Genomic DNA, 24273 nt, shown 5'->3' on the forward strand with positions numbered 1-24273 from the left:
ATACTATTTATTCAGCTCCAGACAGCCCATAATGAACGGTCCTGTTGCTTTTGCATCATTATCCCGCATCTTCTCACCGATATAATATTCGAAGCTGCCATCGCGATACGGATGTCCGCCCAAGCCGCCCACCTGACAGCAACGTGTCAGTGTCAGCGTACCATCCTGGCGTTCTACCATCAGTTTACTCTTCAATCCGTTGAAAGCCTTCTCAGCCACAGCACGATATTTCGGGTCAATATACCCTTTATTCACAGCTTTTGCATAAGCATACATGAATTGCGTGGTCACAGATGCTTCCGGGAAGTTTCCTTTCCGTTTCGGCTGGTCGAGTACCTGATACCACAAACCATTTTTGTCCTGATAAGCGGGCAGCACCTCAGCCAGTCCCTGTATCCAGCCAATCATCCGGGCGCGTCCTTCGTGGTTTTCGGGAATGAAATCCAACGCATCCACCATCGCCATGAACCACCATCCGATACTCCGTCCCCAGAAGTTAGGCGAATGTCCTGTTTCCGGATCTGCCCAACGCTGGCTCTTGCTTTCATCCCAAGCATGATGATAAAGTCCGGTTTTGGCATCATACGTATGTTTCTGGCAAAGCGTAAACTGCTTTACCGCCTCATCAATCCATTCGGGTTTGTTGAACTCCGCGCCATATTGTGCAAGGAAGGGAGACGCCATATACAGGCCATCCAGCCAAATCTGATGCTGATAGATCAGTTTATGCCAATACGCGCCTTCCAGCGTGCGCGGATGGTTTTTCAGTTGCTTAACCAGGGCATCCATTGCTGTTTTATATTTCTCTTTGCCTGTTTCACGGTACAGGTCGAACAAAACCTTACCTGAATTTATATAATCGATATTGTATGTTTCCACATGATACAAATGGATTTCTCCTTTATCATTAATCAGTGAATCCGCCCATTGCTCCACATAGTCGAAATAACGGCGCTCTCCTGTCTTCTTCCACATTTGCAACATCGCACAGCAGCCTACACCCTGCGCATATCCAAAGAACAGACGCTTCCCATGATCCAACTGATAGGCTTTCGGAAAACGTACCATTTCCGAATCGGCAAACCAACGGGCATACGAATCCGGCTCCCACGTATCTGTACGGAAAGGAGTGGCCGGGAATCCGGCTTTATTATAAAGATTCACGCGGAAGAAATTGCAATATGCATAACGCACAGCTACCGGCACGGAAACCTGCGGAGCGGAAACTTCCAGTCTGCCTCCCTTAATTACGGCTGTAGCCGGATAAAAGCGGCGATCTTCACCGGCAATGATAAAGCCTTTCACCGGTTCATTGTCCGGAGTCATCAGTCCGTCGTCAGCATAGTCAAAGCTCAACACGGCTTTATTCCCTTCCACCTTCATTGTCTTGAACAACGGGCCGGAATAAGTCACGTCCTTACCATATTGCTTTGCCAATGCCCAGGCAGCCAGGCGTTCACCTGTCACTGTTTTATTGCGGGGATGGATATCGAGCGAGTCTCCCGCATCAGTGATAACTGCCATACCCACATTCTTGAGTCCACTTTGCCAAGTCCGGAGTTGCGCTTCGCGGATAGTGGCCGGCTGTCCGTAGTGCGGAGCTATCTGCACAAAGTAGAATGGCATATCCGGCTGTTTCCATTCCTTACGCCAACTGTTTATCATATTGGTGAATACCTGCTGGTATTTATCGGCACGGATAGAGTTTGACTCTCCCTGATACCAGATATTTCCTTTTATCGTATATCCCAGAATGGGATGTATCATACCATTCCACAATGTTGCGGGTACTTTGCAATAGTTTTTCTGTTGCTTCACGCCTTCCAATGCAAAGTCTTTCAGCACATCGACATAAAGCGGATTTTTCTTCATTACATCCAGCTTCGTCCATGACTCCGCATGTGTTCCGCCCCAGGTAGACTGAATCAACCCTACGGGCATCTTCAGCTCTTTATATAACTTACGTCCGAAGACAAAGCCCACGGCCGAAAAGTCATACAGGTTCTTCGGATTGCAAACCAACCATTCCCCTTCACAGTCGTCCAACTCGCCCTCGTGCGCCAACTGGTGTTTCACATGGAACAGGCGGATTTCCGGATAATCGGCATCCTTCAGTTCTTCCGCTTCATTCAGCATTCCGGTATTCCACTTCACATCCGGATGGCGCGATACGGGGAACTCCATATTACTCTGTCCCGTACAAAGCCAGACTTCACCTATTAATACATTATTAATGGTAATCTCATTTTCACCGCTCACCGTAACGGACTGGTTGGTTGTTGCCTTCGGTGTCTTCAGTTTCACGGCCCATTTACCATTGGCCGCAGCCTTGGCAGTCACAGCTTTATCCAGCCATGATGCTTTAACCTTTACTTTTTCTCCGGGCGCAGCTTTCCCCCACACATTCACCTGTGTGTTTTGCTGCAATACCATGTTGTCTGAAAAAATAGCAGGAAGTGTCACCTTTGCTTCTGCGGTGAGAGAAGCAATCAAAACTAATACCAGAAAAATAGAAAATCCAAGAAGCTTTTTCATGTGCCTTTAATAGTTTATAGATTCACATAGATTATTTTATAGAACATGCCAATACCTGACGGCACAAAAATAGGGGTTTCCACCGAAACCCCTTCTTTATATTTTGATAGTTTTCTTATTGCTTTTGTCGTTTCCATAAAGACTTGCAATGATTCAGATGTCATGTTTCCGAAGACCATCCTTACTTTTCTTTGCATAAGCCTCCCCTCTGGGAACAAGATATTTAAATTTCGCTGTATCGTCTTTTACTTCTACATGAAAAATAAAAAAAGCTCGGTAATTGCCTATCCGAATCCGATAAACAAAATCATATCCGACTAGTTTCTTACAATCTGTAATCTGCTCTATACATTCAGCCTCTTTCACCTCTCGAATCACTTCTCTCACAGAATCAAGCAGTTTTCCCGACAGTTTACGAACCGTCTTTTCGAAGTCTTTAGAATATTCAACTTTCATAATCTTAACCAATCCTCAAAGGATCTCGTTTCTTCTTCGTTAAGCATATCTTTTCCTTCGGGACGTTTCTCACATAAATAAGCATACAAATGCGAATCATCTGCATTATCTGCATAGTCTACTAACATTTTCTCAATAAAAGCTTTCAGATTAGTTCCGGAAGCCGCTGCTCTCACTGATAAAGTCCTGAACGTTTGTTCTGGTATATCAATGACCTTTCTTCTTTTTGCATTCGATAATGATGTATCCATAAGTCTTATTTTTAGCAAATATATATCATATATATGAGATATACAATAATGCATCTGAAAGTTTACGTTTAAACAAGGACCATTTTGATTCTTTACATTTTCATACAAACCATTAGTCCTTCATCTTCAGCCAGCCCCAAATCGTTTTTTTTCGGGAGATGCTAAGTAAAGCAGCCCCCATCAGGCAACAGGCACAGCGTAACTCTTTATTGGAAAGTTTATTAAGATTATCAACAATACCGGGTAAAGGGTAGTTCTCTTTAAAAAAGGAAAATACATCGGCTGAGTTTTCTAAGTCGGTTTTCATCTGGCAGGTGCAAGTAAAAGGTTCATCCATCGTGTTATAAGTTTTAAAGGTTGATATCACCCCCATACCTCTATAATAAAAGTGGCGTAAGAGCTATTAACATATTATTTAATTCAAAGGCTCTGGTAAACCCGCAAGCAAATAATAAGCAATAGCTCCACGCCAGAATGTATATAACAAAGTTATATGCAACTCAGACGTGGAGACCTTCACTTATTATCCGTGCTTTTAAAAATTTACCAGACTTTTTGAATTACGAATAATAAAATGATCTCCAAATCATAAAACATACCTCTTCACCGCTGAAGAAATATGCAACAAAGATACACAAAATATCAAAAGATATAGATTTAAGATACGACAAATTTTATTTTCTATTTTCCATATCCGTTACAATCAATTTCCCCCCCTCTGAAATATACAAAGTATACCGGGAGATGTATAGCTGGAAAGACGACTATATTTCTCTGAAAAAGAAGAATCACAAGAGCTAAGTAACAGGACCGCCACTTTTATCTCTTTTTCCTACGACTGCTAAGGAGAAACGCAGTATCTATTTATTCTTTCCACCACGGAGATTCTTTCTTTCCATCACGGTGGAAAGAAAGAATCCCCGTGGTGGAAAGAAACTTTCTCCATGATGGAAAGAATAGTTATTTGCAGGAAAGCATGTTAATCTTCGGCAGAAAGAAACTTAGGAGATGCCGGGCTAGCGGTTAACAAATTAAGTGTTGTTCTCTCCCCCGATAACGGGGGAATCAGAGGGGAATTGAGACAGTTTTAATAACATACAGGCAACTTGCGAAACTTAAATTATTATCTTTGCTACAGAATTTCTAAACAAAGAATGCTCCTTTAATGAAAAAGTTCCAAATGATATTACAAGAAAGAGTCAAACTGCTACTGTTTGTCTTGCTTTCTATAAGTTTGAACTCTTTCTCTACCAATGCCAAATTCTACAACATCAGTGACACCTATGGCATCACGTCAGGAGAAGCATTTTCCATCTGTAAAGACCAGTATGGTTTTATCTGGACCTCCACCAAAACCGGCATTTTAAGAGTGACTGAAGGCGACTGCCGCAATTATGAACTTCCCTGCCGAACCACAGATTTTGTATTCGTAAAGCTGACTTATAGCAATTCACAACTGTTCTCCTACACCAATAACGGCCAGATATTTCATTATGACGAGCCTACAGACCAGTTCTTCTTCCTGACAGACTTGCGGGAAGAAACCGACAATAGCCACATTACAATAGGAACCATCGTTGCCGATACAAGCAATGTACTTTGGATGGCTACCTCGATCGGGCTTTTTAAATATGAGAATAACATACTTACAAAAATCCCACAAACGGAAGAGGACATAAAGCATCTCACTTTTTATGATGACAATCACTTATTCTATATTACATCGGCAGGCATTTCACTACTGAATATTTCGACATCAGAGAGCCGGCTTCTTTATTCAAACACTACGGAAGATTTCTTTCAGGTATCCAGCCTGTACTATGATGACCAGCTAAAACGTCTATGGATTGGAACCGGATCGGCCGGGCTTTTCTACTATGACATCATCCGGAAATCTTTATCAGATATCCCTATCAGAAACTTTCCGAAGCAACCCATTCTTGCTATCAGGAAGGATGCCAAAAACACCCTTCTGATTGGTATTGACGGACAAGGCATCTGGAACATCAGCGAAAAAGGAGATACAATTCTCCATATATATAAGGAGGACCTGAACAATCCTTTTTCACTCCGGGGTGACGGAGTATATGATATTCTTTGCGACGGTTCAAAAAACTGGATAGCCACATTCACCGGAAAGCTGTCTTTCTTTGAAAACAACAATTCCCAGATCACACCGGTCACTTACCAGATAAACAACCCAAACTCCTTAGGAAACAACTACGTCAACCAGATTATTGAAGATCACGAAGGGCATATATGGTTTGCTACAAACAACGGTTTAAGCCGCTGGGATGCAGCATCCAACAAATGGAAGCATTATTACCAGAATAAATCGGAACAGGCAAAGGTATTCTTATCTCTATGCGAAGATAACCGGGGACATATCTGGGCAGGAAGCTATTCTTCCGGCATCTATCTGTTGGATCGGGAAACCGGAAAAACACTGAAACATTACTCTTCCAAGACCAACACTCCCGGCTTTACTGGCGATTTCATCTTTGACTTTTTCGTGGATAAAGAAGGAGACGTGTGGATAGGCGGCAACCAAAAACTATCCTGTTATCTGGTAAAAGAAGATCGTTTCCGTGAATATCCGGTCCGGCCCGTCAGCGCATTTGCCGAACTTTCTCCGGGAAAACTGTTGCTTACAACCTCACGTGGTTTGTTGCTGCTGGATAAAAATCAGGGAACAGTGGAAACATTAGTTGAAGGCAGTCTGACTCAGGACGTAGTAGTAACCGGCAATACAATATGGGTTGCCACTTGCAGAGACGGCCTGATAAGATATGACTATGACAAACAACAAACAGAGAGATTTACAACGGAATCCGGCCTGACGTCCAACTATGTGAACAGTATCTTATTTGACAGCGGTTTCTTATGGATCGGTACAGAACGAGGCTTGTGCCGGCTCAATATCTTAAATAATACAATCCAACCCTACACATCGATCTATTCCCTTTCAACCACGACTTTCTGCGTCAACTCCTGTACGCGGCTGAAGAATGGCAAGCTGATCTGGGGAACAAGCAACGGTGCAATCATGTTTGCGCCGGAACTGATTCAGGAAACCCCTCCGCAAGGAAATATCTTTTTCCAGAATATCACCGTAGCAGGCCGCTCCATACGCACAATTCCCGATTTATTAAACAATACTCCCGTCAATCAACAGAAGAATCTTTCCTTAAACTACACTCAGAACAATTTCATGTTAGAGCTGCTTCCAATAGGAAATTCTTCAGGAAACATGAAATTCTCGTGGCTATTAGAGGGGATGGACGCAGACTGGAGCCGCCCTTCGGAACTTCACTTTATTAATTATACCAACCTTCCGGGTGGGAACTTCAAATTACATATCAGGATGTACGACAGTTCCCTATCACAAATGATTGATGAACGCAGCCTGAACATACACGTCACGCCTCCTTTCTGGAAAACCTGGTGGTTTGCAGCTATCATCGGCCTATGCACCATCTGCTATATCATTTATGCTTTCAGAAGTTATTCGAACCGCTTGAAGCGGAAGAGTACCAATGACAGACTTATTGCCGATGCTGTCCAGGCACTCATGCAAGAAAGAATGGCACAAATGGAATCTGAAATCCGGGAAGAAAAGCCTGCACTACAAGTCAAGCCCAACGACCCGTTTGTCAGCAAGGCAATAACCGTCATCAATGAAAACATTGCCAACTGTGAATTTGGCAAAGAAGAATTTGCCGCAGCCATGAATGTGAGTTCTTCACTTCTATATAAGAAAATTAAAACATCGACGGACCAGTCCCCTTCCGATTTCATCAAGACTGTAAAGATGAACCATGCTCTCAAACTTCTGCAATCCGGACAATATACTGTAACCGAAGTTAGCGAACTTTCAGGTTTCTCAAGCCCCAGCTATTTCAGCCGTGCCTTCAAGAGCTATTTCGGTAAAACACCTACCGAAATCTAAGAAAATCCTCAGAAACAAGTCCGGAGACCATTATGCAGGCCTTTTTTATCTGAAATGCAAAATGAAATATCTAAAATGAAAAGCCCTTTCACAGTCTCCTCCCCTAACTTTGCAGGCAGAACTTTTAAAATATCAGCAGAATGAAAAACATGTCACATCATCTACAGCTTATATTAATAATGCTGTTCAGTTTCGGGGCAACCGCCAACGGATATGCCCAGAATAAAAAAACAAACATTGCATCTGACTTTGACAAAGTGGGTTGGAAAGTAGGTATTCAGTCCTACACCTTTACCCGGTACTCTCTTTTTGACGCTATTGATGCAGCGGCGGATTTAGGTCTGAAATATGTAGAGGCTACAATCTGGCAAACCATAGAGAGAGGAAAAGAAGAACGATTCAATCCATGGCAAATGTCAGAAGAGACTAAACAAAAAATCAAGAATAAATGTCTGGAGAAGGATATAACACTTACTTCATTCTACTGCCGTCCAAGCAAGGAAGATGCTGAGAACGGACAAACAGAGAAATTGTTCCAATTCTGCAAAGAATGGCATATATCTTTGACTACCGATCCTGTCCGTATTGCAGAAGGTCCGGGAAGTATGGACTTCTATGACGAATTATGCCAAAAGTATGGCGTTTATATGTTTCTGACCAATCACCCCAAAGCACATGGTTCGCCCTATTGGAACCCTGTGGATGTATTGACCGATTGTAAAAACAGGAGTAAATACATCGGTGCTTCTGTCGATGTAGGACACTTTATGCGCGATGGTACCAATGTATATGAGGCTGTTAGAAGCTACACCGATGCAGGTCGTATGTATCATTTTCATTTTCGTGATGTAGACCGTTGCGACAAAGAAGGAAAAGATGTAGTCTTGGGTGAAGGAGCAGCTCAAATCAAAGAACTGCTAACCTATCTTTATGAAAAAGGCGCTACTCCCATTATCGTATTCGAATATGAAAGGGATCAGGATGAACCGTTGAAATACGTGACTCCCAGTGTGGGCTATCTTCATCAACTCAGTAAAGAATTGTTCGGAAATAGGAGAGCGAAAAACTCCAATAAGAATGAAACCGTAAAATTGTGGGCACAGAATGCCCGGACAGAAGGCGGATTAAAGGTATATGACAAAGATACATTAGCAACGATACATGGCTGGAATAACACGGATCAACTTATTTCGTGGAACACCTTCTCTAAAAAAGGGAACTATATCGTACGCATGAAGTATGCTGAACCCTACCAAGGTAGCGCCCTAACTGTTACGGCAGGACAACAGCAGCTTGCCGCACTGATTCAGCCGACCAACAATTGGAACGAATACCGGGAGATGGATTTAGGCGTCATAAATATTCCCGTTACAGGAGAAATAGATATTAAGCTCCAAGGCATCCAACTCTCTTTAGCAAAAGATGAGAAAGGCAGACTGGTACACAAAGAAGCACTGCCCGATGTGCAATGCCTTTCACTGATACCAACAAAGGAAAAAGCGATTTCCACTCCAATGGACATACTGAAAGTATTCAAGGGAAAAACTCTCTTTAATGGAAAGACATTCAAAGGCTGGACTGGCAATAACGGCGACAACAGCATGAAGTGGTTTCGCATAGAAGAAGGTGCCATTATCGGCGGAAGCATAGAAAAGGATATTCCTAAAAATGAGTTCCTGCGTTCCGACCGCGAATACAGTAACTTTGAACTCCGCCTGAAATTCAAAATTAACTGTGCGGATGACTCATATAACGCTGGTATCCAATTCCGTAGCCAACCCCAAACAGAAAAGAACAAAGAACATGAAATGATAGGTTATCAGGCAGACATTATCTCATGGAAAAAAGGAGCGCTTTACGATGAGCAACGCCGGTGGGATTTCTTAGGTACGCCTCTCTGTAAAAACCCGGACTATAATCCCAAAGAATGGAACTCATATATTATCCGTTGTGAAGGTCCGCGTATCCGCATCTGGCTGAATGGTACACAAACATTGGACTACATCGAGCCTTTCTCTGACTGCCCTCACCCGGATGCACAAATAGGTAAAATTCCACTGACAGGATACATCGCTTTACAAATTCACGAAGGTAAAGCTTGTGAGGCTATCTATAAAGATATTGAAATAGAAAAAATCAAATAGAAAATGAAAACAACAATCAAGTTCTTTCTGCTACTTTCCCTATTATCCGTTCTATTGACAGCATGTAGGGAAAAAGAAAATAAGGTCAAAACAATCTGTAATCCGGTAAATCTAAGTTATCGTTTTTCACTCGACTCTCCGTCCTGGCGTGAGGCAGCAGACCCCAGTATGATAAAATACAAAGGAGAATATTACCTTTTCCTTTCTAAATCCGGCGGTTATTTCCATTCAGCAAATCTTGTTCATTGGGATTTAATAACCACTGACAACCTTCCCATCGAGAAGTATGCTCCTACCGTTATGGAAATGGACGGAGAGATCTACTTCACGGCCTCCGTAGCCACCAACAAAATCTATAAAAGCTCTGATCCCAAATCAGGCAAATGGGAGTTGGTTACCGATCAGTTTCCTTACATCCTGGCAGACCCGATGTTGTTTTACGATTCAGATACTGACAAAGTATATCTATACTATGGTTCCGGCGCAGCCACTCCCATGATGGGAATGGAATTGGATAAAGAAACATTTATGCCCAAAGGGGAAGCCATTCCCTTATTTTACAGTAATGCTGAAAAATACGGTTGGGAAGTATCCGGAGACTATAATACCAATTACAAGCACACTTGCTGGCTTGAAGGCGCATGGATGAACCAATACAAAGGGAAGTATTACCTGCAATATGCAGTACCCGGTACCGAATTCAAAAGTTACAGCAACGGAGTCTACGTATCGGAAAATCCATTGGGTCCATTCACTTTACTCGAACATAACCCTTTCTCTTATAAGCCCGAAGGTTTTGTCAACGGAACCGGACATGGCAGCACATTTCAGGATTTATATGGAAACTACTGGAATATCGGTACTTCCACAATCTCACGGAGGCACATGTTCGAAAGAAGGATTTCCCTATATCCAACCTTCTTTGACAAAGATGGGAATATTTATGCATACACAGCATGGGGAGACTATCCAATGCTTGTTCCTGATAAAAAAATATCTTCTCCACAAGATTTATTTCCGGGATGGATGCTCCTATCTTATAAAAAGAAAGTAGAAGCGTCATCTACATTGGAAGGATATCCTACAGAGAATGCCGTGAATGAAGATATCAGAACATGGTGGAGCGCAAAAACCGCAGACAAAGGAGAGTTTATGACTGTTGATTTAGACCGGAACTCCAAAGTCTACGCCATTCAGATCAACTTTGCCGACCAGGATGCTACCGCATTGGGAAAATCGGATTCCATATATTACCAATACCGGATAGAAGATTCCCAAGATGGGATTACATGGAATCTGTTAGTTGACAAATCAGAGAACAAAGCAGATGCTCCCAATGACTACATCCAATTGGACAAACCGGTAGACGCCAGGTATATCCGTATAACCAATATCTATTTCCCTTCCGGCAAGTTTTCCATCTCCGGCTTAAGAGTATTCGGGAAAGCGGATAAACCGGTTCCGGCAACTGCCCAATTCACGGAATTAACCAGAAACAGCGATAATCGCAGAACCGTAAATCTGAGTTGGAACAAAGTCAACGATGCTACCGGATACAACATCCGGTTCGGTACACAGAAGAACAAATTATACCATAATTATCTGGTATATGAAGACAACAAGGTCTCCATTAATGTATTGAACGCCGACCAGACTTATTATTTTGCGATTGACAGTTTCAATGAAGCGGGCATTACTATCGGAAAAGAAATCAAAATCATTCAATAAATATGTAATATCATGAAAGCCACTTTTTATCTTAGGAAATCACTTTTCTGCTTATTACTGTTTGCATCATTTGCATCGATCAGCAAGGCGGATTATCCGCTGTTTTGGCAACGATATACAGCCGACCCATGGGGAATAGAATACAACGGACGTAGCTATTCCCAACACTGGTATATTTGATCTGTACTTTGTATTCAAAGGCAATAAAGAAGACTTTGCCCACATAGATTATTGGGAATTCACACATTAATATCCACAATAAATATTTGTATTAAAAGCAACTATCAACAATAATAATTATGATGAAAAACAACATTTTAGCCCTATATCTGGGATTCCTTCCACTTTTGGCAACGGCTCAAAATCCGATTATTCAAACCAAATATACAGCCGATCCTGCCCCAATGGTGTATAACGATACATTATTCCTTTATGTGGGATGCGATGAAAAGGACGCTCCCTCCAACGCATACCTGATGAGAGAATATCGCCTGTATACCACTACCGATATGGTGAACTGGACGGACTGTGGAGCACCTCTGAAAACAAGTGATTTCAAATGGTCAGCCGGAGATGCCAGCGCCGCACAATGCATAGAACGGGATGGCAAGTTTTATTGGTATATATCCTCACAAAACAAATTCAGTCCGGGTTCATCCATCGGTGTAGCCGTTGCAGATACTTCTTATGGCCCCTTCAGAGATGCATTGGGCCAGGCATTGGTAACCAACAATATGACTACAGCCGCCAAACACTCCTGGGATGACCTTGACCCTACAGTCTTTATCGACAGTAATAAACAAGCATATCTCTATTGGGGAAACGGGGCTTGTTATCAGGCCAAACTGAATAAAGATATGATATCTCTGGACGGCTCAATCACAGCACTCGACATCAAAGACCAGACCGCCTTTGTGGGAAGGTTCACAGAGGCGCCCTGGGTATATAAGCGTAACAACCTTTATTATATGATTTATGCCGCCGGATTCCCGGAATCCATACATTATTCAACCGCCCGGACCGCAGAAGGTCCCTGGAAAGCCCGGGGAGTCGTAATGCCATTGGAAAAAGGAAGTAATACCAACCATCCCGGAATAATAGATTTTAAAGGTAACTCCTACTTCTTCTACCACAATGATGCGCTGCCCGGCGGACACAGTTATTGCAGATCGGTATGTGTGGAACAATTCACCTACAACCCCGACGGAACCATACCGCAAATGCACATGACTAATGAAGGTATAAAGAAAGGAACAGGTACACTCAATCCATACAAACGAACTGAAGCTGAGACTATAGCATGGGCACAAGGCGTTACATCTGCTACAGATAAAGAAAAAGGTGTATATATAACCGCTATCCATAATACCGATTACATCAAGGTACGTGATGTGAACTTCGGACAGAAAGGTACTTCGCAATTCATCGCCTCCGCATCCAGCAGATATCATGGAGGAGAAATAGAACTAAGAATCGACTCACTCGAAGGTGAAGTGATCGGCACCTTAAACATTCCCTATACCGGAGAATGGGATAATTGGGAACAACACGCTACCCATGTGAAGACGGTCAAAGGAATTCATGATCTATACCTTATATTTAAAGGTAAAACTCCCCACGAACTTTTCAACTTCGATTATTGGATGTTCTCCGAAAAGTCCTCAAATTAATTAATTTATTCTATTTATTATGACCATGAAGCATATATTCTCTATCATCCTCGGCCTGATGGCATTTTGCCAGTTACAAGCCCAGTCGTGGACAGCCGACAACGGCAATGGTACTTTTACCAATCCTCTGTTTTACGATGAATTTACCGATCCTGACCTGATACGTGTGGGAACAGATTATTATATGGTTGCCAGTTCCATGCATGCCATGCCCGGACTACCGCTACTACGTTCCAAAGATCTGGTAAACTGGGAGTTCGTAACATATATCTTTGACAAACTCGATTTAGGACCTGATTTTCATCTGGAAGGCGATAAAGGCATTTATGGAAACGGAATATGGGCACCTGCCATCCGCTATCACAAAGGCACTTTCTATGTATTCGTCAACGTAAATGACCACGGTTTACAAGTCTTCTCTGCCAAAGATCCCGCCGGTCCCTGGACACACAAGAATATGGGTGGCAGAATTTACGACCTGGGCATATTGTTTGATGACGACGACAAGATATACGCAGTACATGGTTACGATGAAGTACATCTGATTCAACTCAAACCAGATTTCAGCGGTTATGTGGAAGGTAGTGAAAAAGTAATCATCCCTAAAGGTAATGCCATGGGAGAAGGGCATCATTTCTATAAAATAGACGGAAAGTATTATATCATCAGTGCAGACTATGCACCCGTAGGCCGTATGCAATGCGCCCGCGCCGACAAGCTGGAAGGTCCTTACGAAACCGTGGTTATCAGCAATCGTGAAACCATGGGTACACAACGTGGCTGGTGGACCAAAGGATATGGCTTTTGGTCGAACATCCCCAATGAAGGAGAAGCAATGGAATTTGAGCGCCCTTCTGAAAATGGTTTCGGTGCAGTAACGCTCCATCAGGGAGGCATCGTCGACCTGCCTAATGGTGAATGGTGGGGATTCTCAATGATGGACGTAAAATCCGCAGGACGACTGACTTTCCTTTCACCCGTGACCTGGAAAGATGGTTGGCCCTACTTCGGACTGGAAGGAAACCTGGGACGCTCACCACGCACCTGGTTCAAACCGGATACCGGAACGGATATAGCTCCTCTAACAACTTATCAGCGTGATGATGATTTCTCGTCTGCCAAACTAAAACCGATCTGGCAATGGAACCATATTCCGGTAGATAAGAAATGGTCGCTCACTGAGAAAAAAGGTGTACTGCGCTTGCACACTCTCCCTGCCAAAAACTTCATGTATGCGAAAAACACACTTACTCAACGCGCTATCGGTCCGGAGTCCAGCGCCACCGTCGAATTAAATGCCAAATCCTTAAAGAAAGGTGACGTAGCCGGACTTGGGTTATTGAATGTTCCCTATTATTGGATCGGTGTAGTACGTACTGATGAGGGATTCATCCTGAGATTTTACGACTTAGTAAAGAACCAGTCTACAGACGAACCATTATCCGGGCCACAAGTGTACCTGCGTGCCAGTGGTGATTACAATAGAGACCTGGCAACACTCAGTTTCAGTACAGACGGCAAAACATTCAAAGAAGTCGGCGGCGAACTGCGCCTGGGTTATCAAATGAAGACTTTCCAGGGAGTACGGTATGCCTTATTTGCTTTCAATACGAATGGAAAAGCGGGAGGTTATGCCGACTTCGACAATTTTAAGGTAAAGGAACCATTGGCAGATCGCTCTAAAAATCTTCCTCTCGGCAAAGTGATAACACTAACCAATCTCGCAAACGGTGAGCAAGTCTGGGCTAATCCCCACGGTATGCTGAATCGTTCCTATCCGGGAAGTAATACGTTCAACGGTACCGGATGCCAGTTCCGTGTACACGACCGCGGACAAGGACGTATAGCTCTTGAAGCATTAGACGGATCAGGCTTTGTCACCGTCACTGGAGCCGGGCTCTCAGCAGATGTCCGACTAATGAAGAAAGAAACGAAAGGCAGCCTCTTCATGTGGCAGGATATGCTATGGGGACAATGTATGCTACTATCCCTAAAGACCAATCGCTTCATCGGTTTAGATCCGCGTACAGACGAACCCTATTCTGCCGACTGGCCCGGAACTATACCCAACCGTAAAGATGGGACTGTATTTTCCTGGCAGGAAATAAAATAATTGCATATATCCTCCGATTTATGCATAAAACATAGCATTCATAGTATAAAAAGTACAAAATTTCTCTCATTAATGCATATTCTTTCCAAAATTATCGCTACTTTTGCGCCATTCTTAGAATAATTATACAGAACAATGAAGAAAAAAGCCAATCGGTTAGACGCTATCAAGATGATTATCTCAAGCAAGGACGTCAGTTCTCAGGAAGAACTGCTGCAAGCTCTGAGCAAAGAAGGCTTTGAACTGACACAAGCCACTCTCTCCCGCGACTTGAAACAACTGAAAGTTGCCAAAGCGGCAAACATGAACGGGAAATACGTATATGTATTACCCAACAACATCATGTACAAACGTTCCAATGACCAGAGTGCCAGCGAGATGCTGATGACCAGCGGATTCGTGTCCCTGCAATTCTCCGGTAACATTGCCGTTATCCGTACACGACCGGGATATGCCAGCAGTATGGCCTACGACATCGACAACCGCGAATGTCCCGCCATTCTGGGCACTATTGCCGGAGACGACACCATCATGTTGGTAGTGCATGAAGCCGCTTCACATGGCGAAGTACGCGAATTTCTGTCGCAAATCATTCCGAACATTAAATAATATAAATGAAGAACTAAAAATGAAGAATGAAGAATTGCCATGCGGCATACTTGCACAGCGTAGTCAAATTCTTCATTCAAAATTATTAATTAATAAGAAATGGATACCAAAAAAGTGGACGTGATGGTGGCTGACGCCTCTCACGAAGTTTATGTGGATAAGATTTTGGATACCATCAGAGAAGCGGCCAAAGTACGTGGAACGGGCATCGCAGAACGCACACACGAATATGTGGCGACAAAAATGAAAGAAGGAAAAGCCATCATCGCCTTATGCGGAGACGTGTTTGCAGGCTTCAGCTACATCGAGAGTTGGGGAAACAAACAATACGTTGCGACTTCCGGTTTGATTGTGCATCCCGACTTTCGCGGTATTGGATTGGCTAAGCGTATCAAAATGGCATCTTTCCGCCTGGCACGCTTGCGATGGCCCAACGCCAAAGTATTCAGTCTCACCAGCGGAGCCGCCGTCATGAAAATGAATACGGAACTGGGATACGTTCCCGTTACTTTCAATGAACTGACTGATGACGAATCCTTCTGGAAAGGCTGCGAAGGCTGCATCAACCATGATATATTAGTAGCCAAGAACCGCAAATTCTGCATCTGCACAGCAATGCTCTACGACCCGGATCTGCATGAAGATGATAAAATTTAAAAAACAAAGGATATGGAAGATAAGAAAAAAGTAGTAGTCGCATTCAGCGGCGGTCTTGATACTTCATTTACGGTAATGTACCTTGCCAAGGAAAAAGGGTATGAAGTGTATGCAGCTTGTGCAAACACCGGTGGTTTCAGCCCCGAACAACTGAAAACAAACGAAGAAAACGCCTATAAACTGGGCGCAAAAGAATATGTCACTATCGACGTGACGCAGGAATATTACGAAAAGAGCTTGAAATACATGGTATTTGGTAACGTGCTGCGTAATGGTACCTATCCTATTTCCGTAAGTTCCGAACGTATCTTCCAGGCACTTGCCATCGCACGCTATGCCAACGAAATCGGTGCAGATGCTATCGCTCACGGTTCTACCGGTGCAGGCAACGACCAGATTCGTTTTGACATGACATTCCTTGTATTGGCTCCGGGCGTGGAAATCATCACACTGACCCGTGATATGGCATTGAGCCGTCAGGAAGAAATCGATTATCTAAACAAACATGGTTTCTCGGCAGACTTCACCAAACTGAAATACTCTTATAATGTAGGTTTGTGGGGTACCTCTATCTGCGGTGGTGAGATTCTGGATTCCGCACAAGGATTACCCGAAAGCGCTTATCTGAAACACTGTGTAAAGGAAGGCAGCGAACAACTCCGTCTTACTTTCGAAAAAGGTGAGTTGAAAGCTGTGAACGATGAGAAATTTGATGATCCCATCAAAGCAATCCAGAAAGTGGAAGAAATCGGTGCTGCTTACGGCATTGGCCGTGACATGCATGTGGGTGATACAATTATCGGTATCAAAGGCCGCGTAGGTTTCGAAGCTGCTGCTCCGATGCTGATTATCGGTGCACATAAGTTCCTGGAAAAATATACACTGAGCAAATGGCAGCAATACTGGAAAGACCAGGTTGCCAATTGGTACGGTATGTTCCTGCACGAAAGCCAGTATTTGGAACCGGTAATGCGCGACATCGAAGCCATGCTACAGGAAAGTCAGCGTAACGTAAACGGTACGGCTATTCTGGAACTTCGCCCATTATCTTTCTCTACGGTAGGTGTAGAATCAGAAGACGATCTTGTGAAAACGAAGTTCGGCGAATATGGTGAAATGCAAAAAGGCTGGACAGCAGAAGATGCGAAAGGTTTTATCAAGGTTACTTCTACTCCACTGAGAGTATATTATAACAATCATAAAGACGAAGAAATTTAATGAAATGAAGAACTAAAAATGAAGAATGAAGAATTGCCATGCGGCATACTTGCACAGCGCAGCAAAATTCTTCATTCTTCATTCATCATTCTTCATTAAAAAAAGAATTTATGGATAATAATAACAAAAAACTTACTCGCTCACGCAGCGACAGAATGCTTGCCGGCGTCTGCGGAGGACTGGCCGCTTATTTCGGACTCGACCCTTCACTCGTACGTATCGGCTATGCGTTATTGACGTTTTTTACCGTATTTGCCGGTATCCCCGTATACCTTATAATGTGGCTTATTGTTCCCGAGGAAAAGAACTTGTATAACAGATAAAAGAATATAGTATAAACTAACATGATTAAAGTAGGAATCATCGGCGGAGCCGGATATACGGCAGGTGAACTAATTCGTTTGCTGATCAATCATCCGGAAGCGGAAATCGTATTCATCAACAGCTCAAGTAACGCCGGAAACAAAATTACCGACGTACATGAAGGATTGTACGGCGAAACGGACCTTGTCTTCACCGACGAGTTACCTCTAGACGAAATTGACGTGTTATTCTTCTGTACCGCCCATGGCGACACGAAGAAGTTCATGGAGAGTCACAACCTTCCCGAGGAGTTGAAGATTATCGACCTTTCTATGGACTACCGCATCGCTTCTCCGGAACATGACTTTATCTACGGTTTGCCGGAATTAAACCGTCGCGCTACCTGCAAAGCAAAACATGTGGCTAATCCGGGCTGCTTTGCCACTTGTATCCAATTGGGATTGCTCCCCCTTGCCAAACATCTGATGCTGAACAATGACATCATGGTGAATGCCATTACCGGTTCCACCGGAGCAGGTGTAAAACCGGGGTCAACCAGTCACTTCAGTTGGCGCAACAACAACATGAGCGTTTACAAAGCATTCGATCACCAGCATGTACCCGAAATCAAGCAATCCCTGAAGCAATTGCAGAACAGTTTTGATGCGGATATTGACTTTATCCCTTACCGCGGTGATTTCGCACGTGGTATTTTTGCTACCATCGTAGTAAAAACTAAAGTTGCCCTGGATGAAATAGTCCGTATGTACGAAGAATATTACGCCAAAGACTCTTTCGTGCATATCGTAGAAAAGAACATCGACCTGAAACAAGTAGTGAACACCAACAAATGTCTTCTGCATTTGGAAAAGCACGGTGATAAGCTGCTTATCATCTCCTGCATCGATAACCTGCTGAAAGGTGCCAGTGGTCAGGCGGTACACAACATGAATCTGATGTTCAATTTAGAAGAAACCGTCGGCTTACGATTGAAGCCCAGCGCCTTCTAAGTAATTTGTATTTTGTAATTTAGAATTAAAGAAATGAACTTATTCGACGTATATCCCCTTTTTGACATCAACATTGTCAAGGGAAAAGGCTGCCACGTGTGGGACGAGAACGGTACTGAGTACCTCGATCTCTACGGCGGACATGCTGTTATCTCCATCGGTCATGCACATCCGCATTACGTGGAGATGATCAGCAACCAGGTTGCCACGTTGGGATTTTATTCCAACTCTGTGATTAACAAGCTACAGGAACAGGTTGCTGAACGTCTGGGAAAAGCATGTGGTTATGATGACTACTCCTTATTCCTGATTAACAGCGGTGCAGAAGCCAACGAAAATGCTTTGAAACTCGCTTCGTTTTACAACGGACGTACACGTGTGGTTTCCTTCAACAAGGCATTCCACGGACGTACTTCACTTGCCGTGGAAGTGACTAATAATCCCAAAATCATAGCTCCTATTAATGACTGCGGACATGTCACTTACCTTCCGCTGAACGATATTGAAGCCATGAAAAACGAACTGACAAAAGGTGATGTCTGCGCAGTGATTATCGAAGGAATTCAAGGTGTGGGTGGTATTCAATTGCCGACAGATGAATTCATGCAGGCTTTGCGTGAAGCTTGTACAGCTCATAATACGATATTGGTTTTGGACGAAATTCAAAGTGGTTATGGCCGCAGCGGTAAGTTTTTCGCTCATCAATATAACGGTATCAAAGCAGATATTATCACTGTAGCCAAAGGCATCGGTAACGGTTTCCCAATGGCCGGTGTACTTATCAGTCCGATGTTCACTCCGGTTTACGGACAGTTGGGCACTACTTTCGGCGGTAATCATCTGGCATGCAGCGCAGCGCTTGCTGTCTTGGACGTAATAGGTCAGGAGAATCTGGTTGAAAATGCAGCCAAGGTAGGTGAGTATCTGATGACGGAGTTGAAGAAGTTCCCGCAGATCAAAGAAGTTCGCGGACGTGGTCTGATGATCGGTCTTGAATTTGAAGAACCGATAAAGGAACTTCGTCTGAAACTGTTGAAAGAACAACATGTATTTACCGGTGTCAGCGGTACAAATGTACTCCGCCTGCTTCCACCCCTCTGCCTCAGCATGGAAGAAGCGGATCTGTTCCTCAAACGTTTCAGAAAAGCATTAGCATAAGGCACTCTCACCATCTTGCTACCCGCAAGACATACAGATTAATAATCAGCAAAAGAAAATGCAACCCTGTCTATGAGTATTTTTCACCGACAGGGTTGTCCATTTTCCAACTTCTTCAACTATCATACCTTTGATATGCACTCGGATTCTTTATTTCTGATTGCCATTATATCTTCGCAAGTTATAAATTTTATGTTCATGTTCTTCACATACAAGTATTATCTCACCTTTGGAATTGATAAAATAGCCAATATTTGAACTTCCGTCTAATTTCACAAATGCCATACCATCACTGCGAAAGTTACCAACAGCAGCATAGTCACCACACACCTTATTGCCTTTATAGTCTATATAAAACCATTTATGGCCATCTTCAGTAACAGCAGCCAGTCCAAAGCTAAAACTTCTGGTAGATAAATACTTGCATGGAACAACCATTTTGGCATTTTCTGAAGTTATATTATAAAATCCATATTTACCATCTTTCTTCACCCAACAATAATTCAAATCCAAAGAATTCACCAATACAGATCTTGATCTGGTATAATTCTCATAAATAAAAGGGACTTTCACAATGCCGTCATGATTCATAAAACCCCACCCTTCTCCTTGCTTAACAGGTGTCAGCAATTGCCCTTTCGAATCCCACATTCCAATATAGTCATATATATCAGAGACCATTTTCCCAGACTTATTTATCAAGAAAGCTTCTTTCATCTTATCCTCCTTTTCATTGAAAACCGAAGCCACACCATTTACAAAAGACGATGCTTCGTCAAATTTAAAGGGGATTACAACCTTTCCCTTAATATCAATATAGCCAAATTTTCCATTCAGCTTAACACAAGCCAATCCTTCAGAAAAAGGAAAGGCAAAAGTATATTGAGGCGGTATTTCTATTTCTCCATCCTTACGCATAAACCCATATTTATCCCCCTCTTTATATTTCATGAGCCCATGATTAAAAGGAGCTTCTTCCGGATCTGATGAGAATTTTGTCATAGATAGTTTTTGCATAAGTCCATTCAAGAGTTCATAATCTGAATCTTGTACTCCGGTATTTCTTTTAAAATACATCTTCTTTGCCCAAAATTGTGCCATATAATGCGTAGCTCGTCCTCCATACTCTTCGCATCCTTGACGCAAAAACAACATATTCGCTAACGCATATTGAGAATTCATATCATCACGAATAGCACTCTGCTCAAACAACAAAAGAGCCGATTTATACTTCTTCTCTTTATAACACCGACTGGCAACTTCATTAAGTTTTGAAGGACTGTAACCCAAGGAATGTTTCAACAAGAACTCAATATCTTTATCATTAGTGTCAAATTCTGCTTTTTCAATATATGCGATTTCTTCTTTTTCAAGATTCAACCGAATCACATTTTTAATCTTTATATTCTTGCCACCGCCTTCAATACGCTTATTTACATAGACAAATACATTATCGTACTCATAATTATCCGTATAAGTAGGAACAGACACTGGATGACAAATAATTGAGTCATAGCTAATCTTGAAAGTATAGCTGTTCTTATCTTCCAGAATACCAAATTGCAATAAATAATCATCAATATTGCAAGCTGTGGATTTATTCAGAATATCTTTAAATGAATACAAATCATTATAAACCGGAGTTCGGAATTTATTCTCACACATCATAATAATATCCGTTCGCAATTCTGCCGCTTCTGCTCCCATCGGATGATTTGCATAGCGGGCTAACATTTTGAAATAGCGTTCAACACACGTTTCTGCTTTTTCTCTTTGTTCAATAGTTAATTCATTCTGCGCCATCAACACGTTCGTCAATAGCAGACAGGCTATAAAGATTAAATATTTCCTCATAACTACCTTATCTATATAATTCCTTACTACAGTTATTTCTCTTATTTCCGTCTACCCGTTTAAAAGACGAAATCAGCCATCCTGTGTTATTCCCCTCACGTTCAACACGCTCCACAGTAAACGTATATCCCGGAACTTGCAATAGATGAAACTTCGTTTTTTCTACAACATCCAATGTGAACTGTCCGGAATAAATTAGAGCATAAAAGACAGACAAAGCGTCCGGCAAATAATTCTTTTCTGAATAATTCAGAATATTCTCATTACCTATTGCTGCTATTTTAGATAGGTCAATAAAACCCACTTCATGATTATCCGGTTGAATATCTAACCCATGATTTCGTTTCAATGGCTCCAAATCCAGGATTTTACCTTTTGCACCGACAATCACCCAGCGATATACATATACTTCCACTCGCTCGGGCTTTAAAAGCAAAGTTATTTTTTCTTCTTTGCCCTTATAGTGGCAATGGCATAATACCTCAGCCGTCCACGTAGAATCTGTATAATGTAAAGAAATAGAATCCTTAACAGCAGCCTCTATAAACTCAAAAGCCGCATTTTTCATAGAATCCGGGGTATTTAGGAACAGTTCACTGTCAAAAAGATACAGCATATTTGTACGCCGTATCAAAGAATCTTCCAAAGCCAGAGGGATACTCTCCATTCCATTAAAACGTTTCATAAATTCATCCATCTGTTTTACACGATAACGAAATGTTTCATTGAAAGACTGGTTATTCATCAATTGCCCATACGTCATATACAGACAACCAAACAAGATACAAATTGATAATGCGATTTTTCGTCTCATACACTTTTTATTAATAGGTATCCAATACTTCACTGTCGCCTAACAATATCACATATTGATTGCCAACGCTCGTGATTTCTTGCTGAAGATATACATTAATTGTCTTTTCCGTGATGTCTTCATAAATCACTTTTTCATCCCTCATTCCTACAAATTTCTGCTTGATTGTCACCGCAGCTTTGTATAAGCCATCTCTGACTTTGTAGAAATCAGAGACATAGCATACGTCAGCTTGGGTTATCTGTACTTCTGAGTAACTTAGATTAGTCAAGTTCCTCAGATAAGTCTTTGTCTGTATCCATTTCTTTGTATTACGCGCTTTTGAAGAAACTTGAGTACGTACAGCAGGCTGAATATTATTATAAATATCCTGATAATTATTTCCCTCTCCCATAAATAGTTTTAATGCCTGCTTCATATAAACCGCCTTCGTAGCATTATCATTCTTCTTGCTCCCGATGAACGACAAGTACATCTGATAAGTATTAATTCGATTTCGCACCTCCTCTTTAAACATTTCCAAATCTTCTTCCGATAAATCATTGGTTTGTGCATACCCCATCGAAACGCACATCTGAAAGATTGCAACGATAGTAACTAATATAATCTTTTTCATAATCGTATAAAATCTATTTCTTATAAACCTCATTAATTCTCAAAGAAGTAATCTTCCCATTATTGTCTTGAGTGAAAGATAGTACATTGAAATTTATCAAATAATATTCTGTACTCAACCTTTCCAAAAAGTTTCTGGCTGTCTCTCTTGCTACAATGGTTTTACAGTTCCTACCCAGCATTTCTACAATAGCATTTGCATTAGAAAAATACTTGTTTAGAATAGGGGTGACCATTGCGATACGTTGAGGGGCAGCTATATTCGTATCTATTAACTGCCGCAATCCTTCCAATACCTGATTCTGTGTATTTGCCGACACATCCGCTCCATGAATCACCGTTGTATTGGTCGATTCATCTACTACAGACTCATTTGCCGACACACTCGTTTGGGACACGACTGCATCAGACACAGAAACGTCAAAGACTGGATGCTGCTTGTTTCCGGACAACTCAATGGTGGCATCCCGAGTAACCTCCAATATATTATTCCAATCTGAAATATTTTGCTTATTAGCTTCAGCCATAACAGTCAAGTAACCATACGTCAGAAATCCGCCAATCTTTAAATTGCATGCTGATGTTTCACCCGCTTTACTACTTGTGATAATCATGGCACCTGATTTCTTCATAAACAAATCTTCATAATTCGTTTCAACCTTTCTATTTATACAGGGGGCACTTTTACTTAATTCCAGTTTGGGTGAAAGATTTTCACTGTAAGAATTGCAGCAATCCGTTATCATGATACAAAGTCTCGGGCATTTTCTCTTAATAACATTGAACGTACCTTCTGCTGAAATAAGTTCATTCTCATAATGGGCACCCAAACTCATTTGAGGATATTTTGAAGTATCATGCAAAGAACGGGCACCATGACCACTATAATAAAGAAAAACCACATCATCTTTTCCACATTGAAGACGACTCAAAACATTGCGTAAATTCTGAGGCGAACAGCGATTAGCAACATTAACATCATATTCAAATGAAATTTTATTTTGCAAAGCTGCTTGAGCCTCTGCAAGCATACAACTTATCCGTTCGATATCCAACTTCACAGTATTACCTATAGATTCATCATTAGTGTCACCGAAAAGAATAGCATGAAATGTCTGTGCTCTGAGCGGAATATTAACTAGAACCAAACATAAGATTAATAAAAAAACATTTTTCTGTAGTTTCATAA

General features: G+C 42.1%; 20 protein-coding genes. 12 read left to right on the top strand and 8 right to left on the bottom strand.

Features of this window, described 5'->3' with window-relative positions:
* Positions 1-3 precede the first annotated feature (3 nt).
* The 4 genes from K6V21_RS02450 to K6V21_RS02465 form a co-directional block, all read right to left on the bottom strand.
* Entirely contained in the window at positions 4-2535 is a 2532-nt protein-coding gene (locus K6V21_RS02450; protein ID WP_224320752.1) for a glycoside hydrolase family 88 protein, read from the bottom strand.
* A gap of 153 nt (positions 2536-2688) precedes the next feature.
* Positions 2689-2991 (bottom strand): type II toxin-antitoxin system RelE family toxin, encoded by a 303-nt coding sequence (locus K6V21_RS02455; protein ID WP_224320753.1) that lies wholly within the window; start codon positions 2989-2991, stop codon positions 2689-2691.
* Positions 2988-3242 carry a hypothetical protein gene (locus K6V21_RS02460; RefSeq protein WP_224320754.1) on the bottom strand — a complete coding sequence of 85 codons (255 nt, stop codon included), beginning with the start codon at positions 3240-3242 and terminating at the stop codon, positions 2988-2990. The genes K6V21_RS02455 and K6V21_RS02460 overlap by 4 nt, the downstream gene beginning before the upstream one ends.
* Positions 3243-3354: 112 nt before the next feature.
* Complete coding sequence (locus K6V21_RS02465; protein WP_224320755.1) at positions 3355-3579, bottom strand: hypothetical protein; 225 nt, start codon at positions 3577-3579, stop codon at positions 3355-3357.
* Positions 3580-4422: 843 nt separating this feature from the next.
* Here K6V21_RS02465 and K6V21_RS02470 point away from each other — a divergent pair.
* The 12 genes from K6V21_RS02470 (at position 4423) to K6V21_RS02525 (ending at position 19801) form a co-directional block, all read left to right on the top strand.
* Complete coding sequence (locus tag K6V21_RS02470; protein ID WP_408912640.1) at positions 4423-7191, top strand: two-component regulator propeller domain-containing protein; 2769 nt, start codon at positions 4423-4425, stop codon at positions 7189-7191.
* Positions 7192-7331: 140 nt separating this feature from the next.
* Entirely contained in the window at positions 7332-9335 is a 2004-nt protein-coding gene (locus K6V21_RS02475; RefSeq protein WP_224320757.1) for a family 16 glycoside hydrolase, read from the top strand.
* Between the two features lie 3 nt (positions 9336-9338).
* Positions 9339-11063: a family 43 glycosylhydrolase gene (locus K6V21_RS02480; protein ID WP_224320758.1), complete on the top strand. Its 1725-nt coding sequence runs from the start codon at positions 9339-9341 to the stop codon at positions 11061-11063.
* Between the two features lie 12 nt (positions 11064-11075).
* Positions 11076-11243, top strand: coding sequence for a hypothetical protein (locus K6V21_RS02485; protein ID WP_224320759.1), 168 nt, complete (start codon positions 11076-11078; stop codon positions 11241-11243).
* Positions 11244-11362: 119 nt separating this feature from the next.
* On the top strand, positions 11363-12733 hold the full coding sequence (locus K6V21_RS02490) for a glycoside hydrolase family 43 protein (RefSeq protein ID WP_224320760.1): 1371 nt from the start codon (positions 11363-11365) through the stop codon (positions 12731-12733).
* Between the two features lie 25 nt (positions 12734-12758).
* Positions 12759-14846, top strand: coding sequence for a glycoside hydrolase 43 family protein (locus K6V21_RS02495; RefSeq protein ID WP_224320761.1), 2088 nt, complete (start codon positions 12759-12761; stop codon positions 14844-14846).
* A gap of 135 nt (positions 14847-14981) precedes the next feature.
* Positions 14982-15455: an arginine repressor gene (gene argR, locus K6V21_RS02500; RefSeq protein WP_007210574.1), complete on the top strand. Its 474-nt coding sequence runs from the start codon at positions 14982-14984 to the stop codon at positions 15453-15455.
* A gap of 99 nt (positions 15456-15554) precedes the next feature.
* Complete coding sequence (locus tag K6V21_RS02505; RefSeq protein ID WP_044267617.1) at positions 15555-16112, top strand: N-acetyltransferase; 558 nt, start codon at positions 15555-15557, stop codon at positions 16110-16112.
* Positions 16113-16124: 12 nt separating this feature from the next.
* Positions 16125-17330: an argininosuccinate synthase gene (locus K6V21_RS02510; protein ID WP_022394330.1), complete on the top strand. Its 1206-nt coding sequence runs from the start codon at positions 16125-16127 to the stop codon at positions 17328-17330.
* A 110-nt stretch (positions 17331-17440) separates the two neighbouring features.
* The gene (locus tag K6V21_RS02515; RefSeq protein ID WP_007210577.1) at positions 17441-17653 is read left to right on the top strand and encodes a PspC domain-containing protein; all 213 of its coding nucleotides are present in this window, start codon (positions 17441-17443) and stop codon (positions 17651-17653) included.
* Between the two features lie 21 nt (positions 17654-17674).
* Positions 17675-18643: an N-acetyl-gamma-glutamyl-phosphate reductase gene (gene argC / locus K6V21_RS02520; protein WP_044267620.1), complete on the top strand. Its 969-nt coding sequence runs from the start codon at positions 17675-17677 to the stop codon at positions 18641-18643.
* A 33-nt stretch (positions 18644-18676) separates the two neighbouring features.
* Positions 18677-19801: an aspartate aminotransferase family protein gene (locus K6V21_RS02525; RefSeq protein ID WP_224320762.1), complete on the top strand. Its 1125-nt coding sequence runs from the start codon at positions 18677-18679 to the stop codon at positions 19799-19801.
* 150 nt (positions 19802-19951) lie between these two features.
* On the opposite strand, the gene K6V21_RS02530 is transcribed toward K6V21_RS02525, so the two are convergent.
* From K6V21_RS02530 to K6V21_RS02545, 4 genes are read right to left on the bottom strand one after another with little or no spacing between them, the layout of a single operon-like run.
* A complete protein-coding gene (locus K6V21_RS02530; protein WP_224320763.1) occupies positions 19952-21604 on the bottom strand; it encodes a WG repeat-containing protein in 1653 nt (550 codons plus the stop codon).
* A 58-nt stretch (positions 21605-21662) separates the two neighbouring features.
* The gene (locus K6V21_RS02535) at positions 21663-22469 is read right to left on the bottom strand and encodes a hypothetical protein (protein ID WP_224320764.1); all 807 of its coding nucleotides are present in this window, start codon (positions 22467-22469) and stop codon (positions 21663-21665) included.
* 10 nt (positions 22470-22479) lie between these two features.
* Complete coding sequence (locus K6V21_RS02540) at positions 22480-23085, bottom strand: hypothetical protein (RefSeq protein WP_224320765.1); 606 nt, start codon at positions 23083-23085, stop codon at positions 22480-22482.
* A 13-nt stretch (positions 23086-23098) separates the two neighbouring features.
* Positions 23099-24271: a caspase family protein gene (locus tag K6V21_RS02545; RefSeq protein WP_224320766.1), complete on the bottom strand. Its 1173-nt coding sequence runs from the start codon at positions 24269-24271 to the stop codon at positions 23099-23101.
* Positions 24272-24273 lie beyond the last annotated feature (2 nt).

This window comes from Bacteroides cellulosilyticus, from assembly GCF_020091405.1.
Lineage (GTDB): Bacteria > Bacteroidota > Bacteroidia > Bacteroidales > Bacteroidaceae > Bacteroides.

Bases quoted from the DNA above. Each gene is read 5' to 3' on its own strand.
- K6V21_RS02470 (WP_408912640.1), top strand. From the start codon at position 4,423: ATGATATTACAAGAAAGAGTCAAACTGCTACTGTTTGTCTTGCTTTCT.
- K6V21_RS02490 (WP_224320760.1), top strand. From the start codon at position 11,363: ATGATGAAAAACAACATTTTAGCCCTATATCTGGGATTCCTTCCACTT.
- K6V21_RS02485 (WP_224320759.1), top strand. From the start codon at position 11,076: ATGAAAGCCACTTTTTATCTTAGGAAATCACTTTTCTGCTTATTACTG.
- K6V21_RS02460 (WP_224320754.1), bottom strand. From the start codon at position 3,242: ATGGATACATCATTATCGAATGCAAAAAGAAGAAAGGTCATTGATATA.
- K6V21_RS02465 (WP_224320755.1), bottom strand. From the start codon at position 3,579: ATGGATGAACCTTTTACTTGCACCTGCCAGATGAAAACCGACTTAGAA.
- K6V21_RS02510 (WP_022394330.1), top strand. From the start codon at position 16,125: ATGGAAGATAAGAAAAAAGTAGTAGTCGCATTCAGCGGCGGTCTTGAT.
- K6V21_RS02475 (WP_224320757.1), top strand. From the start codon at position 7,332: ATGAAAAACATGTCACATCATCTACAGCTTATATTAATAATGCTGTTC.
- K6V21_RS02450 (WP_224320752.1), bottom strand. From the start codon at position 2,535: ATGAAAAAGCTTCTTGGATTTTCTATTTTTCTGGTATTAGTTTTGATT.
- K6V21_RS02540 (WP_224320765.1), bottom strand. From the start codon at position 23,085: ATGAAAAAGATTATATTAGTTACTATCGTTGCAATCTTTCAGATGTGC.
- argC (WP_044267620.1), top strand. From the start codon at position 17,675: ATGATTAAAGTAGGAATCATCGGCGGAGCCGGATATACGGCAGGTGAA.
- K6V21_RS02480 (WP_224320758.1), top strand. From the start codon at position 9,339: ATGAAAACAACAATCAAGTTCTTTCTGCTACTTTCCCTATTATCCGTT.
- argR (WP_007210574.1), top strand. From the start codon at position 14,982: ATGAAGAAAAAAGCCAATCGGTTAGACGCTATCAAGATGATTATCTCA.
- K6V21_RS02495 (WP_224320761.1), top strand. From the start codon at position 12,759: ATGAAGCATATATTCTCTATCATCCTCGGCCTGATGGCATTTTGCCAG.
- K6V21_RS02505 (WP_044267617.1), top strand. From the start codon at position 15,555: ATGGATACCAAAAAAGTGGACGTGATGGTGGCTGACGCCTCTCACGAA.
- K6V21_RS02525 (WP_224320762.1), top strand. From the start codon at position 18,677: ATGAACTTATTCGACGTATATCCCCTTTTTGACATCAACATTGTCAAG.
- K6V21_RS02515 (WP_007210577.1), top strand. From the start codon at position 17,441: ATGGATAATAATAACAAAAAACTTACTCGCTCACGCAGCGACAGAATG.
- K6V21_RS02535 (WP_224320764.1), bottom strand. From the start codon at position 22,469: ATGAGACGAAAAATCGCATTATCAATTTGTATCTTGTTTGGTTGTCTG.
- K6V21_RS02455 (WP_224320753.1), bottom strand. From the start codon at position 2,991: ATGAAAGTTGAATATTCTAAAGACTTCGAAAAGACGGTTCGTAAACTG.
- K6V21_RS02545 (WP_224320766.1), bottom strand. From the start codon at position 24,271: ATGAAACTACAGAAAAATGTTTTTTTATTAATCTTATGTTTGGTTCTA.
- K6V21_RS02530 (WP_224320763.1), bottom strand. From the start codon at position 21,604: ATGGCGCAGAATGAATTAACTATTGAACAAAGAGAAAAAGCAGAAACG.